General features: G+C 63.3%; 13 protein-coding genes. 6 read left to right on the forward strand and 7 right to left on the reverse strand.

The genetic code is table 11. From position 1 onward, the window contains the following. Nucleotides 1-56 precede the first annotated feature (56 nt). From IE061_RS09235 to IE061_RS09255, 5 genes are read left to right on the forward strand one after another with little or no spacing between them, the layout of a single operon-like run. Nucleotides 57-299: a hypothetical protein gene (locus IE061_RS09235; protein WP_193461471.1), complete on the forward strand. Its 243-nt coding sequence runs from the start codon at nt 57-59 to the stop codon at nt 297-299. Nucleotides 300-314: 15 nt separating this feature from the next. Next, on the forward strand, nt 315-1838 hold the full coding sequence (locus IE061_RS09240; RefSeq protein ID WP_096922003.1) for a sodium:solute symporter family protein: 1524 nt from the start codon (nt 315-317) through the stop codon (nt 1836-1838). Between the two features lie 11 nt (nt 1839-1849). Next, nucleotides 1850-2677, forward strand: coding sequence for a FadR/GntR family transcriptional regulator (locus IE061_RS09245; RefSeq protein ID WP_096922002.1), 828 nt, complete (start codon nt 1850-1852; stop codon nt 2675-2677). 19 nt (nt 2678-2696) lie between these two features. Next, nucleotides 2697-3968 carry a Zn-dependent hydrolase gene (locus IE061_RS09250; RefSeq protein WP_193461472.1) on the forward strand — a complete coding sequence of 424 codons (1272 nt, stop codon included), beginning with the start codon at nt 2697-2699 and terminating at the stop codon, nt 3966-3968. 1 nt (nt 3969) lies between these two features. Continuing rightward, complete coding sequence (locus IE061_RS09255; RefSeq protein ID WP_193461473.1) at nt 3970-5385, forward strand: amidase; 1416 nt, start codon at nt 3970-3972, stop codon at nt 5383-5385. 8 nt (nt 5386-5393) lie between these two features. Here IE061_RS09255 and IE061_RS09260 read toward each other — a convergent pair whose 3' ends face one another. The 7 genes from IE061_RS09260 to frdA all read right to left on the reverse strand — a co-directional run bounded on the left by IE061_RS09260 (nt 5394) and on the right by frdA (nt 12025). Beyond that, nucleotides 5394-6788, reverse strand: coding sequence for an AMP-binding protein (locus IE061_RS09260; RefSeq protein WP_193461474.1), 1395 nt, complete (start codon nt 6786-6788; stop codon nt 5394-5396). After that, on the reverse strand, nt 6785-7756 hold the full coding sequence (gene menC, locus IE061_RS09265) for an o-succinylbenzoate synthase (RefSeq protein ID WP_193461475.1): 972 nt from the start codon (nt 7754-7756) through the stop codon (nt 6785-6787). Before menC ends, IE061_RS09260 begins: the two co-directional genes overlap by 4 nt. After that, complete coding sequence (gene menB / locus IE061_RS09270) at nt 7756-8616, reverse strand: 1,4-dihydroxy-2-naphthoyl-CoA synthase (RefSeq protein WP_193461476.1); 861 nt, start codon at nt 8614-8616, stop codon at nt 7756-7758. The genes menC and menB overlap by 1 nt, the downstream gene beginning before the upstream one ends. Nucleotides 8617-8680: 64 nt before the next feature. Then, nucleotides 8681-9076 (reverse strand): fumarate reductase subunit FrdD, encoded by a 396-nt coding sequence (frdD, locus tag IE061_RS09275; RefSeq protein WP_153842996.1) that lies wholly within the window; start codon nt 9074-9076, stop codon nt 8681-8683. Continuing rightward, complete coding sequence (locus IE061_RS09280) at nt 9073-9474, reverse strand: fumarate reductase subunit C (RefSeq protein WP_193461477.1); 402 nt, start codon at nt 9472-9474, stop codon at nt 9073-9075. Before IE061_RS09280 ends, frdD begins: the two co-directional genes overlap by 4 nt. A 32-nt stretch (nt 9475-9506) precedes the next feature. Beyond that, entirely contained in the window at nt 9507-10241 is a 735-nt protein-coding gene (locus IE061_RS09285) for a succinate dehydrogenase/fumarate reductase iron-sulfur subunit (protein ID WP_193461478.1), read from the reverse strand. Then, entirely contained in the window at nt 10238-12025 is a 1788-nt protein-coding gene (gene frdA, locus IE061_RS09290; protein ID WP_137093093.1) for a fumarate reductase (quinol) flavoprotein subunit, read from the reverse strand. The genes IE061_RS09285 and frdA overlap by 4 nt, the downstream gene beginning before the upstream one ends. A gap of 263 nt (nt 12026-12288) precedes the next feature. Here frdA and IE061_RS09295 point away from each other — a divergent pair, with 263 nt between their 5' ends. Next, a complete protein-coding gene (locus tag IE061_RS09295) occupies nt 12289-13758 on the forward strand; it encodes an anion permease (protein WP_193461479.1) in 1470 nt (489 codons plus the stop codon). The last annotated feature ends 15 nt before the right edge of the window (nt 13759-13773 follow it).

Here is a 13773-nt window from a genome sequence, read left to right on the forward strand (position 1 = left end):
TGCGTGCACTGCCATCAATGCTCACAATTTCAATATAAACAAAGGGCTACCTTGCTATGAAATACTTAACTCCCTTAAAGCTGTCTCTATATGGCGGCATGCTCTTCAGCTTTATCATGCTGGAAAGCCCCCTCATTATGCTGGCCAACCGTATAGAGCCCACGGTGATGGGTCTCCCCTTTCTGCTGGTGTGGAACTTGTTCTGGTGGTTCGTATTAACGGCGCTGTTTTTGGTGGCTTATTTCACCAACTGGGGCAGCCCCGAGCCTTCCACTATCCACGCCACTCAGCAGCGGTAAGAAAAGGGGGTCACCATGACCGGCAGCTTAATCATCATTGCAGCGTTTATGATCATTCCCTTGATGGTGGGGGTTTTATCCGCTCGTCAATCACAAGAAACCAGCGAGGATTTTTTCGTTCAGGGCCGTGCCATGGGCAGTATCGCGGTCTTCTTCACCGTCGCGGCCACCTGGTGGAGCGCGTTTGCGTTCCTCGGCTCTAATGCCACCTTCTATACCAACGGGCCGGTATTTCTGACGGCATTAGCCTGGAACCTCCTATTTGGTTTCATGTATTACTGGATAGGCAAACGGGTGTGGTTTTTAGGCAAACGATTCAACTATTTAACGCCTTCAGACTTGATCGGTGATTTTTATAACAGCGAAGCGCTGCGTATTACCGTGGCGGCGATTACGCTGATTTTCACCGTACCTTATTTGCAGATCCAGCTAACCGGCGGCGCATACTTAATCGAAGTCGCCTCCGGCGGGCTGATTCCTTTCTGGCTAGCGGCCCTGCTTTTCTACTTCATCATCATTATCTATGTGTGGATTGGCGGCATTCGCGCCATTGCCTGGACCGACGTGATCTATGGCGCGCTGCTGTTCTTCGGCATGCTCTATGCAGGCTATTACATCTCGACCCAGGTGGGTGGCCCAACGGCGCTGTTCGGCCAGCTTCAACAAAGCTCCCCCGAGCATCTCACCATGCCAGGGCCGAACGGCACGATGGGCTACCCCATGTGGTTCTCTCTGTTTGCCATTACCGCTATCGGGGCCTTCATGGGCCCACAAATCTGGCTGCGCATGTACTCGGTCAAACACGGCAAGCTGTTCAACTTGATGCCGTTCTTGCTGGGATTGGCGGCCTTTGCCTATGTCGGCTCGGTTCTCTCCGGCTATTCGGGCGTACTGCTCGAGCCCAACATCGCCAATCCTGACCAGATTCTGCCCATCATGCTCATGGAGTATGCGCCTTACCTGCTCGCGTCGCTGATCATGGCGGCGGGCGCTTCGGCAGCCATGTCCACGGCCAACTCGCAGATTCACGCGGTATCCACCGTGGTAACGATGGATATCTACAAACGCTACGTGAACCGCGATGCCACCCAGGCACACATCGTCTACATCGGCCGTCTCTCGTTGGTGGGCTTCTCTTTGGCCGCTTACGTCATGGCGCTGACCGTGCCGGGCGTACTGGTCACCATTGGCATTGCAGCACTGGCGGGCACAGCCCAGTTGATCATTCCCACCCTCGGTGCCATCACCTGGAAAAAAGCCCATCCCACGGCCGCACTGGTGGGCTTGTGGGCGGGGGTGGCGTGTGTCCTGCTCATGACCTTTGGCCCGCTAAGCGCCCCCTTTGGCTACCACGCCGGGGTCTGGGGCTTGCTGCTGAATGCAGCGCTGTTCGTAGGGCTCAGCCACGTGCTGAACCGCCGCGATACCGCCGTCGTGGAACGCTTTACCCAAGCACGCCATGACTACGATGCCGAGTATCACCCAGAGCGCTTGCCCGCCTACACCCAGGCAGTATCTACCAGCGCTCATCGCAAATAAGGAGTGGGTCGATGACTCAAGCCCCTGCTGCCGCGCCGCGCAGACCCAAGCTCGCCGAGCTGATCAGTGACGACATCAAGCGCTGGATAGCCGCAGAGTCGCTGGGGGAAGGCGACCGGCTACCCAACGAAAAAGCGCTGATGGAGCTTTACGGAAGCGCCAAGGGCACCGTGCGCGAAGCGCTCAAGATTCTCGAAGTCGAGGGGCTCATCACGTTGAAGACCGGGCCCAAAGGGGGCGCGGTCATCAATCAGCCGAGCATGGAGCCTGCCAGCCGCATGCTGCGTAACTTCCTGCACTTCCAGCAGTTGGATGGCAAGCAGGTGTACCAGCTACGCAAACTGCTGGAAGTCGAGCTGGCCGCTTCGGTCGTGGGACGACTCACCGAACATGACTTCCAGCAGCTGGAAGCCAACATGGCGGCCTGCGCCTGCTGCGCCAGTGATGAAGACGACCACCGGCACCAGCGTTTTCTGGAGCTGGAGTTTCATCAACGGTTGGCCCATGCCTGCCCAAACCCCCTGCTCGCCTTCATGTGCCAGTTTCTGAACGACATGTTGCGCGATCTCGTGGTGATCAAAAAAGCCTACGTGCCCGAACGCAAGCAGTTCGATCACGCCAACCAGGATTACCACCGCCAACTGGTGGACGCCTACCGCGCGGAAGATACCCCGCGTGTGCGACGCATCATGGCCGAGCACATGGCCGATGCCGAGCACCACATGAGCGCACTGGAAACGGAAATGGCCGCCCAGATGCTGGTCAGCACCGCACTAACGAATAACTCGCACCATCGATCCAAGCTGCACGATCTGCCAACGGAATATACCGCCGTTTGATTCGGCGAGGAGACATGAGATGAACACCTACGTTACCCCCAACCACCGCACCGACCTACGTACCGACAGCGACCGCCTTTGGGCGTCGCTCATGGAGATGGCCAAACTAGGGGCCACGCCCAAGGGCGGCGTGAACCGTCAGGCGTTGACCGACCTGGAGCGCCAGGGCCGCGACCTGTTCATTCAGTGGTGCCGTGCCGAGGGCTGCACGATCCGCATTGATAATATCGGCAACATCTTTGCCCGCCGGGAAGGCAGCGACCCCAGTGCCAAGACAGTCATGGCGGGCAGCCATCTGGATACCCAACCCACCGGCGGCAAATACGACGGCTGCTTCGGTGTCATGTCGGGCCTTGAAGTCATTCGCACGCTCAACCAGCACAACATCACCACGCGCTCGCCCATCGAAGTGGTCGCCTGGACCAATGAAGAGGGCTGCCGCTTTCCTCCCTGCATGATGGGCTCTGGCGTCTTTACCGGCGAGCTGGCGTTCGATGCCATGATGGCGCGCACCGACGCCGAAGGCATCACGGTGAGCGACGCTCTGGATGCCATTCACTATCGTGGCCAGGATGAGGTGTCGCCGGACGAGATCAAGGCGTATTTCGAGCCTCATATCGAACAAGGCCCCATTCTCGAAGATACCGAGACCACCATTGGCGTGGTCATCGGCGGGCTTGGGCAGAAGTGGTTCGACTTGACCCTGACCGGGCTCGAAGCCCATGCAGGCCCCACGCCCATGAACCTGCGCCGGGATGCCATGATGGGCGCGGCAGAAGTCACCCAGGCACTCAACCGGATTGCCCATGAGCATCAACCCCACGGGCGCGGCACGGTGGGCTGCATGACGCTGCACCCGGGCTCACGCAACGTGATTCCCGGCCAGGTCAAGATGACCCTGGACATGCGCCACTGGGAACCCGAGGCCCTCATTACCATGGGGCAGGCCGTGGCCAGCGCCGTGGAAGAGATCTGCCAACGTCACGGGCTGGAGTACGAACTGACCCCGACGGCCGATTTTGCCCCTGAGCATTTCGATCAGGCATGCGTGAATAGCGTACGCCAGGCCGCTGAAAAGCTGCAGCTATCACACATGGATATCATCAGCGGCGCAGGCCACGACGCGATGTTCATTGGCCGTGTTGCCCCCGCCGCGATGATCTTCATTCCCTGCAAGGATGGCATCAGCCACAACGAGATCGAAAGCGCCACGCCCGAACACGTTCACGCAGGCTGTAACGTGCTGCTGCACGCCATGCTGGAAGCGGCAGGTATTGAGGATGGCGAATAGCATGGCAGACACCTTAGCAACCCTGACGGCCGTGGACGCTCTGGCGCGCTTCAGAGAGGGATCGCTCTCGCCGGAGACGCTGGTGGAGGACTGCCTGGCCCGCATCGAACGAGATAACCCCAGGGTCAATGCCTTCAGCTGTGTCAATAGAGAACAGGCCCGCCAATTAGCCGCCGAGTCCACTCGGCGCTGGCAGGCCGGGGCGCCCTGCGGGCCGCTGGACGGGATTCCCGTGACCATCAAGGACCTGACCTTGACCAAAGGGCTGCCGACTCGGCTGGGGTCGACGACCACGGCACCGGATGGCCCCTGGGAGATAGACGCGCCCATCAGCCGCCACCTGCGCAATGCCGGGGCCATCGTGATCGGCAAAACCACCTCGCCCGAGTTTGGCTGGAAAGGCGTCACCGACAACCCGCTGCACGGTATTACCCGCAACCCATGGAACACTGATCTCACACCCGGCGGGTCATCCGGCGGTGCGGGGGCGGCCGCGGCGCTGAACCTGGGCCTGCTTCATCAGGGCAGCGACGCAGGCGGCTCCATTCGTATTCCCTGCAGCTTTACCGGCACCTTTGGCATCAAGCCCACCTTTGGCTGGGTCCCCCAGTGGCCCGCCAGCGCCATGAGCACCCTGTCGCATCTGGGCCCCATGACGCGCACAGCAAGGGACAGCGCCCTGATGCTGAGCGTGATGGCCCAGCCGGATGCTCGGGATGGCTACGCTGGCAACCCCAGCGGGCCCGACTGGCTTACGCCCCCTCCGGCCAGCCTGCAGGGTTGGCGCATCGCCTTTAGCGCCAATCTCGGCTACGTAGACGTCGCGCCGGATATCGCCCAGCGCGTTGAAGAAGCCGTCGGTTACCTGGAAGCATTGGGCGCCACCGTCGACCGCATCGACCCTGGCTTTAGCGATCCGCTCAGGACGTTCAACACGCTATGGTTTGCAGGCGCCACCCAGGCCGTCGAAAAGCTCGATACACGGCAGCAAGCCGCGCTCGATCCTGGCTTTCTGGAGATTGCACGGCGCGGGCAGGACGTCCCACTTTCCGCCTACCTTGCCGCCCGCCGTAAGCGCAGCGAATTGACCGCTCAGATGGCCGCCTTTCATGAGCAGTACGATCTGCTGGTCACGCCCACCATGCCCATCGCGCCTTTCGCGGCAGGCCACAACGTGCCGCCGGGCGGGCGCTACCGCGACTGGATGGACTGGACGCCGTTTAGCTACCCGTTCAACCTGACCCAGCAACCCGCCGCTTCCCTTCCCTGCGGGCTGGATCAGCAAGGGCTGCCGGTTGGCCTGCATTTGGTGGCCGGAAAATACCAGGACCTCAAGGTGCTGCACGCTGCACAGTTGCTTGAGCGCTATTTGCCGCCATTGACGCCACCTGAATACGCGCCCCCAGAACATGCCTGACGCAGAGGCTAAACGTCAGCCAACTGCCTGCGTGCCAACTCGGCGAACTGTTTGCGCGAGGGTTTGAGCGCCACCTGCGGTGGCCAGGGTAGCCAGGCATCGGGGACCATGAAGCCCGGCAGCGCCTCGCGTACCCAGGCGGCCAGGGCCTTGTGGCAGAGCGCATCGGTTTGCGGTTCGATGAAGGCCACCGGGCGCTCGCCCCACTCCGGGTGGGGCACGGCCACCACCAGCGCCTGGGCCACGCCCGGGTAGTCGACCAGCCGCTGCTCGATGCTCTCTGGCTGTATGTTTTCACCGCCGGAAATGAACACGTTATCGAGCCGCCCTTCGACGACGAGCGCCTGCTGGTCGTCGAAGTAGCCCCGGTCGCGGGTGGCGAACCAGCCCTCGTCGTTGACGGCGGGGTCCAGCGCGCCATCGGCCAGATAGCCGCTGAACAGCGTGTCGCCCTTGACCTGAATTTCACCATCCACCACCCGCACCTGACGCCCCGGCAAGGGCTGCCCCACCACGCCAGGGGCGGAGGGCAAGCCGGTACACACTTGGCTGGCCATTTCCGACAGCCCGTAGCTGACCTTGGGCGTCAGCCCCAGGCGCTGCAAGCGTTCGACCAGCGGCGCGGGAATGGCCGCGCCCCCCAACAACAGCTCGCGGAGCTGGGTGTGTCGAGGGTCGAAGCCTTCCCTCAGTAGCCGCCAAAGCTGCGTCGGCACCAATGAAAGGTGGGTGATAGGCTGCTGCATCAGGCGCTCGGCCAGCGGGCGAGTCGCATCGTCCAGCACCAGCCGCCCCCCGGCCAGAAAGACCCGAAACGCAATGGCATAGCCTCCCACATGAAACAGCGGCAGCGAAAGCAGCCAGCCGCTATCCGGGTCCACAGGCATCAGCGATGCCGAACCCCGCGCCGAGGCCAGATGATTGCCCACCCGGTGCAGCACCGCCTTGGGCGGGCCGCTGGAGCCGGAGGTGAGGATGGTGTTGCTGCGCTGGCTCGCGTACAAGACCGGTGGCTCGCCGGAGTCGGCCTCCGCGCGGTAGTCGAGGGAGATCGGCGGCAGCTCGGAAGAGTAGGCAAAGTCGCTTTCCGGCTGGCACACCCGGGTGACCTGCATCCGCCGCGCCAGCGCCTGCTGCTGAGCCACGGGAAACGCCGGATTCAGCGGGCAGAACACCACCCCTGCCCGCAGGCAGGCCCAGGCCAGCAGCACGCCCTGCAACGACCCTCGGGTGGGTACCAAAAGGGGCATGCCCGGCATCAGGCCCTGCCTGGCCAACTGCTGGGCCAGGGATGCCACGCGCCGGTTCAACGTGCGATAGCTCAGGCGCACCGCGCCCGCCTCCACCGCGATATGCTCCGGCGTCTGCTGCGCCCAGTAGTGAATGGGGCATGTCTCGGTCACGGGGAAAGCTCCTTGCAGTCGTCGCCAGCGGCGGCGTGGTAGAGGCTGTGCAGCCGCGCGTGCCGCAACTCACCGGCTGGCGAGAGAAGTGATTCGCTGAACGCCTGGGCAGTATCCAGCCCCGCAGACTCCTCGGGAGCCCACTGCCGGGCCAGGCAGCTCAACTGCCCCAACCCCCACTGAGATTCGAAACTGGATGAGATCACCACCCGCAAGCGGTGGGCCCTGGCGCGCTGAACCAACGCCTGGCAGGCCGCGAACCCGCCAATCAGCGTCGGCTTGATGACCAGCGCCGCCAGCCGGGGGTGCGGCGCCCAGGCAGTGCCGCGCTGCAGGGTTTCATCCAGGGCGATGTCGATGCCCGTGGCGTCCGCCACGGCGATGCTGTCTGCCAGCGTAGCACAGGGCTCCTCCAGGTAATCGATTTGGGCAGGCGAGAGCTGCTGGCAAAAGCGCAGTGCCTGCTCGCGCTGCCAGCCACCGTTGGCATCGAGGATCAGTCGCGTGTTGGGTAGCCACTTGGCAAGGCTTGCGATCAAGGCCAGCTCCGCATCGCTCGGGTAGCGGGCCACCTTCAGCTTGATGCGCTCTGGTGGGGCGGCCTGCCATTGGGCCGCGCGCTCCGGCAGTGCACTCATCAGCGCTTGCGGGGAGCCCTGCAGCAATGGGTAGGGCGGCAGAGGAGCAGGCAGGAAAGCAGGCCAGCGGTGCCGGGCGCAGTCGAAACCAAACTGTACTGAAGGTAACGTTGGTTTGGCTGTCTCACCGCGCTCTATAGCCGCCAGGCAGGCCAGGCTCTCGGCGGTGGCGTCAGCGAGGCTCTCACGGGAAAAGCCAGGCAGCGGGGCTATCTCGCCCCACTGGCCGTTGATCGTGACTAACAGCCCTTCTCTGCTCGCCAACCGCTGACCTTTGAACATCAGCGGCTGGCGAAACGGTAGCGAGTAGCGGTAAAGCGCCAGCGCCATCAGGGGTTGCGCGGGTAGCGCGAGAAGTCCGGGCGGCGCTTTTCATTGAAGGCGTTGCGCCCTTCCTGCCCCTCGTCGGTCATGTAGAAGAGCATGGTGGCATTGCCCGCCAGCTCCTGCAGCCCGGCCTGGCCGTCGCAGTCAGCGTTCAGCGCCGCTTTCAGGCAGCGCAGCGCCATGGGGCTATGCTGCAGCATTTCACGGCACCAGCGCACGCTCTCTAGCTCCAGCTCGGCCACCGGCACCACGTGGTTAACCAGCCCCATCTCCAACGCCTGGGCGGCGCTGTACTGTCGGCACAGGAACCATATTTCACGGGCTTTTTTCTGGCCGACGATTCTCGCCATGTAGGAAGCCCCGTAGCCCCCGTCAAACGACCCCACCTTGGGGCCCGTTTGCCCGAAAACGGCGTTGTCGGCGGCGATGGTCAGGTCACACATCATGTGCAGCACGTGGCCACCGCCAATGGCGTAGCCCGCCACCATGGCGATGATCGGCTTGGGGCAGGTGCGAATGTCACGCTGGAAATCCAGTACGTTGAGGTGATGGGTGCCCGCCTCGTCGCGGTAGCCGCCGTAGTCGCCGCGAATGCGCTGGTCGCCCCCGGAGCAGAAGGCCTGTTCGCCCGCCCCGGTCAGCAGAATCGCGCCAATGGCGCTGTCGTGGCGCGCGCGGCCCAGGGCATGGATCATCTCGCTCACCGTTTGCGGGCGAAACGCATTGCGCACCTCAGGGCGATTGATGGTGATCCGGGCAATCCCCTCCTCAGCGGTGTGATAGAGGATGTCCTGGTACTCCTGCGAGGCGTCCTGCCACTTGATGGGGGCATACAGCGCCTGTTCCGTGAGTCCTTCGATCATGCTGACCTCGTGCTTTATCAGGGGTGTGCGTTCTTTTTGATACGGACGTGTTCGCGGGCGGGCCTCAGCGCAGCCAGCCCACGACCACCAGAGCCAGCGCCAACAGGCTCAGCAGGGCCGCCAGGCCGTACATCAGCCATTTGTTGCGAGTGTCCTGGCCCAGGCTCAGGTCGAATAGGCCATGGCGCAGCCGGTGGGCGGCATGAAACAGCGGCAAGCACACGGCGGCGCCGATGAACAGCACGCCGGGCAGGCTGAACAGCAGGCGGGAGGCCCGCTCGTGGCCAAGCGCCTCGGCGGGCAGCAGGCCCAACGGCAGCAATAGCCCGATGAACAGAATCACCGCAGGCAAGACCACGGCAAAACAGACGCCCCCGGCACTGAACAGCCCCCACCACAGGGGTTCGTCATAGGCTTGCCGAGGCTGACCCAGGGGTGCTTTTTGATGTGAGGTTTTCATGCGCCGCCCCTCCCCAAGAGCCAGAACAACACGACCGCCACTGCCACGACCCCCGCCCACTGGCCAGCAACGATGGCACCAGCGGGCACGCTGCGCCCCGCCACGCGCAGCGGCATGACCCGAGGAAACAGCACGAAGAAGGTGGCCGCGTGATAGAGGCTGGCCACCAGCGCCAGCGCATTCAGCAGCAGCACCAGCGGCGAGCCCATGAAGGCCACCCAGCCCTGCCAGCTCGCCGGGCCCTGCAACAGCGCGAACACCCCTGCCAACAGGCAGAGAATGAAAAACACCAGCGGCACCACCGTGGCTTCGCGCAGCATATAGCGCTTGAAGAAACCGTGCTTCAGCCACCAGTTGCGCTTCAAGGGCGGCAGCCGTTGTGATGATGCTTTTTCCATGAGGCACTCTCCCGACGGTTCGTTCTGGCCAATCAGCCCTTGAACAGCGCGATCAGCGTATGTTTGGCGGCCTCGACCTTGCCCTGATTGACCGCAGCGGCCGGGTCGACGTGCTTGGGGCATACCTGCGAGCAGAAGCCCACGAAGGTACAGCTCCAGACACCATCATGGCGGTTGAGCTGCGCCATGCGTTGGCGTTTGCCCTGGTCCCGGCTGTCCAGGTTGTAACGGTGTGCCAGGGTCAGCGCCGCAGGCCCCAGAAACTCCGGGTTCAAGCCAAACTGCGGGCACGCCGAATAGCACAGGCCACAGTTGATGCAGTTGGCAAACTGCCGATAGCGCGCCAGCTGTTCAGGCGTTTGCACATGGGGCTGAGCCTGGCCGGGGTCGAAGGTCTGCACCGGGTCCTGTTCGATCAGGTAAGGCTTCACCGCCGCCAGATGCTCCAGGAACAGCGCCATGTCCACGACCAGGTCCCGCTGCACGGGGAAGTGCGCCAGCGGTTCGATACGAATCTCGTCAGGGTAGTCGCGCAGGAAGGTTTTACAGCCCAGCCTGGGAATGCCGTTGACCATGACACCGCAGGAGCCACAAATCGCCATTCGGCAAGACCAGCGGTAGCTCAGCGTGCTGTCCTGCTGCTCCTTGATATGGTTCAACGCGTCGAGAAGCGAGGTGCTGTCCTCCACCGCAACGTCGTAGGTTTGCCAGTAGGGTTCCGCTGCACTGTCGGGCAGGTAACGCTTGATGCTGATGTGCTTGTTCATGCCTTGCCTCCCTTGGCCGCATCCCCGTAAACCCGCGCGGCCGGGGCCGAAAAGCGGGTATCCACCGCCTGCCAGCGCAGCTCGGCGGGCGCATCACCCTGGTAAAACACCTGGCTATGCTTGAGATAGCCCACGTCGTCACGGGCCTGCAGGCCCTCGTCCAGACGCTGGTGGGCTCCCCGGGATTCGCGACGCTCCAACGCGGCCAGGCACGACGCCTCGGCAATCTCCAGCCCGTAGCCAAACTCCAGGCACTCCAGCAGCTCGGTATTGAAGATCTTGCTGGTGTCACTGACCCGCACTTGGGCATAGCGCTGGCGCAGCTGGCGAAGGGTGTCCAACGCCTGCTGCATGCCTGCTTCGGTGCGGTAAATGCCGCAGCCGCTCTCCATGGCCTGCACCATGGCGTGCTTGAGCGTCACCCAGGATTCACCGCTGCCCTGGCCATCGCAGAGCGTGGCCAGCCGCGCCTGCTGCCGCTGGGCCTGCGCCTGCAAGACCGGCAGCGCCACCCAGTCGGTGCGAACGGCCCGCTGGCTGGCCTGCTCCCCGGCCAAGCGGCCAAAGACCAGCAGCTCGGTCAGCGAGTTGGAGCCCAGCCGGTTGGCCCCATGCAGGCCTACCGATGCACACTCCCCGGCGGCGTACAGGCCCGCAATGGTCGTCTCGCACTGGGGATCGGTTTCGATGCCGCCCATGGTGTAGTGCACCGCAGGCCGAATCGGGATCGGCTCCTTGACGGGGTCGACATTGATATAGGATTTGGCCAGCTCGCAGATGAACGGCAGGCGCTCATGCAGATAGTCGGCGCCCAGGTGGCGAAGGTCGAGATAGACCACGTCGCTGTCGCCAAACTTGCCGGTGCGCCCGGCCTGCTGCTCCTGCCAGAACGCCTGGGAAAGCTTGTCTCGAGGGCCCAGCTCCATGTACTTGTTTTCCGGCTTGCCCAGGGGTGTTTCCGGCCCTAGGCCGTAGTCCTGGAGGTAGCGGTACCCCTCCTTGTTGAGCAGAATACCGCCTTCCCCCCGGCATGCTTCGGTGATCAGGATGCCCGAGCCGGGCAGGCCGGTGGGGTGGTACTGCACGAACTCCATGTCGCGCAGCGCCACGCCGTGGCGGTAGGCCATGGCCATGCCGTCACCGGTGACGATGCCCGCATTGGTGTTGAAGCGAAACAGCCGCCCGGCCCCGCCGGTGGCCAACACCACTGCCTTGGCACGCAACAGCAGCAGCTCGCCCGTGGCGACCTGCAGAGCAATGACGCCCACCACGGCCCCTTCGTGCACGGCCAGGTCCAGTACGAAGTACTCGTCGAAGCGTTCGATCTCGGGGTATTTCAGCGAGGTCTGAAACAGCGTGTGCAGCATATGGAAGCCGGTCTTGTCGGCAGCAAACCAGGTGCGCGCCGTTTTCATGCCACCAAAGCGGCGCACCTGTATGCGGCCATCGGGCTGGCGGCTCCAGGGGCATCCCCAGCGCTCCATCTGCACCAGTTCCTGGTAGGCGTGGCGCACGAAGTAGTCCACCACGCCCTGCTCCACCAGCCAGTCGCCCCCGGAAACCGTGTCGTCGAAGTGCGCCTGAAACGAGTCCTCGTCGCTGGTCACCGCGGCTGCGCCCCCCTCGGCGGCCACTGTGTGGGAACGCATGGGATACACCTTGGACACCAGCGCAATGCGCTGCGCGTGACCGCCCTGTTTGGCCTGCTCGGCGGCCGCGATGGCGGCCCGCAGGCCCGCGCCCCCACCGCCGACGATGACGATATCCACATCCTGCTGCTGCATGGCACCCCCTTGTGCGGCTGCACTTCTCATGACGCGATTCCGGCCTGCGCACGGCCTGCCGCCCTGCTGATGAAGCGACGTTATCACAGCCCGGCAGGCCCTCGGCCTTGATCTAAAGCATGATTGATATAGATCAAATAAACCGCGACTTGCCTTGCCTATGCTTTCCCTGACACCCGTGAAACACCACGCTGAACCTCATCTCTGCTGTGCTCACTCAGGCAAGGCGCTACGGCTTGCCGATAACTTATCGAGAGGTCGCCATGAACCTCAGCGCTTCGCTCCGCTCTCGCTGGCCGCTGCTCGCGCCACTGGCCACCACGCTGGTGATCGCCCTGCTGCCTACCCCGACCGGGCTACCACCCCATGCTTGGTACTTCTTTGCCATCTTTTTAGGCTGCGTGGTCGGCCTGATTCTGGAACCCCTGCCCGGCGCGGTCATCGGGCTGGTCGGCGTTACCCTGGTGGCGCTGCTTTCCCGCTGGGTGCTGTTTTCCCCGGAGCAGCTGGCCAACGACGGCTTCAACGCCGCCAACCAGGCCTTCGCCTGGGCGGTCTCGGGGTTCACCAACGCCACCGTCTGGCTGATTTTCGGTGCCTTCATGTTTGCCCTGGGGTATGAAAAGACCGGGCTGGGGCGGCGGATCTCGCTGTGGCTGGTGCACGCCATGGGCAAGCGCACGCTGACCCTGGGCTACGCGGTGATGATCGCCGATGGCATTCTGGCCCCCTTTACGCCCTCCAATACGGCGCGCAGCGCAGGCACCATCTATCCGGTCATTCGTAACCTGCCGCCGCTGTACGACTCACACCCCAACGACCCCAGCATGAAGCGTATGGGCAGCTTCCTGATGTGGACCGCCATTGCGGCCACCTGCGTGACCAGCTCGATGTTTCTCACCGCCCTGGCGCCGAACCTACTGGCCATCGCGCTCACCGAAAGCGCCACGGGCATCCATATCAGTTGGGGGCAGTGGTTCATGGCGGTGGTGCCGGTGGGAGTCCTTCTGCTGCTGTTGGTGCCGCTGCTGTGCTACTGGCTGTGCGCCCCGGAGGTAAAGGCCGGGCATGAAATCTCCGACTGGGCGAAAGGGGAACTGCAGAACCTGGGCCCGCTGACCCGCCACGAAATCGTGCTGGTCATCATGGTGGTCACCGCGCTACTGCTGTGGATCTTCGCTGGTGACCGGGTATCGGCGTCGCTGGTGGGACTGGTGGTCATCTGCGGCATGCTGCTGACCGGCATGGTGAGCTGGAACGACATTCTCGACAACCGCGCCGCCTGGAACACCTTCGTGTGGTTTGCCACCCTGGTGGCTCTGGCGGGTGGCTTGAGCCAGGTGGGCTTCGTGGGCTGGTTCGGTAACGTGGTGGGTGGGCAAATCAGTCACTTCGACCCGCTGCTGGCCATGGTCGCCCTGGTGGTCATCTTCTATGTTCTGCACTACTTCTTCGCCAGCGTCACCGCCCACGTAACCGCCCTGCTGCCGGTCATGCTGGCGGCAGCTTCAGGCATTGCCGGGCTGGACATGCAGCTGTTCATTCTGCTGTTACTGCCCACCCTGGGCTTCATGGGCATCCTGACCCCTTATGGCACCGGCCCCAGCCCGGTGTATTACGGTAGCGGCTACTTGCCCAGCGCGCTGTACTGGCGCCTGGGGGCCATCTTCGGGCTGCTGTTCCTGGTGGCCTGGCTGGCCATTGGTCTGCCCTGGCTACTGCTGATTCAGTGAGCCATGTACTGACTC

This window comes from Vreelandella hamiltonii (assembly GCF_014651795.1).
In the GTDB taxonomy this organism is placed as follows: domain Bacteria; phylum Pseudomonadota; class Gammaproteobacteria; order Pseudomonadales; family Halomonadaceae; genus Vreelandella; species Vreelandella hamiltonii.

Bases quoted from the DNA above. Each gene is read 5' to 3' on its own strand.
- IE061_RS09280 (WP_193461477.1), bottom strand. From the start codon at position 9,474: ATGGAAAAAGCATCATCACAACGGCTGCCGCCCTTGAAGCGCAACTGG.
- IE061_RS09240 (WP_096922003.1), top strand. From the start codon at position 315: ATGACCGGCAGCTTAATCATCATTGCAGCGTTTATGATCATTCCCTTG.
- IE061_RS09235 (WP_193461471.1), top strand. From the start codon at position 57: ATGAAATACTTAACTCCCTTAAAGCTGTCTCTATATGGCGGCATGCTC.
- menC (WP_193461475.1), bottom strand. From the start codon at position 7,756: ATGGCGCTGGCGCTTTACCGCTACTCGCTACCGTTTCGCCAGCCGCTG.
- IE061_RS09250 (WP_193461472.1), top strand. From the start codon at position 2,697: ATGAACACCTACGTTACCCCCAACCACCGCACCGACCTACGTACCGAC.
- menB (WP_193461476.1), bottom strand. From the start codon at position 8,616: ATGATCGAAGGACTCACGGAACAGGCGCTGTATGCCCCCATCAAGTGG.
- IE061_RS09285 (WP_193461478.1), bottom strand. From the start codon at position 10,241: ATGAACAAGCACATCAGCATCAAGCGTTACCTGCCCGACAGTGCAGCG.
- IE061_RS09245 (WP_096922002.1), top strand. From the start codon at position 1,850: ATGACTCAAGCCCCTGCTGCCGCGCCGCGCAGACCCAAGCTCGCCGAG.
- frdA (WP_137093093.1), bottom strand. From the start codon at position 12,025: ATGCAGCAGCAGGATGTGGATATCGTCATCGTCGGCGGTGGGGGCGCG.
- IE061_RS09255 (WP_193461473.1), top strand. From the start codon at position 3,970: ATGGCAGACACCTTAGCAACCCTGACGGCCGTGGACGCTCTGGCGCGC.
- frdD (WP_153842996.1), bottom strand. From the start codon at position 9,076: ATGAAAACCTCACATCAAAAAGCACCCCTGGGTCAGCCTCGGCAAGCC.
- IE061_RS09295 (WP_193461479.1), top strand. From the start codon at position 12,289: ATGAACCTCAGCGCTTCGCTCCGCTCTCGCTGGCCGCTGCTCGCGCCA.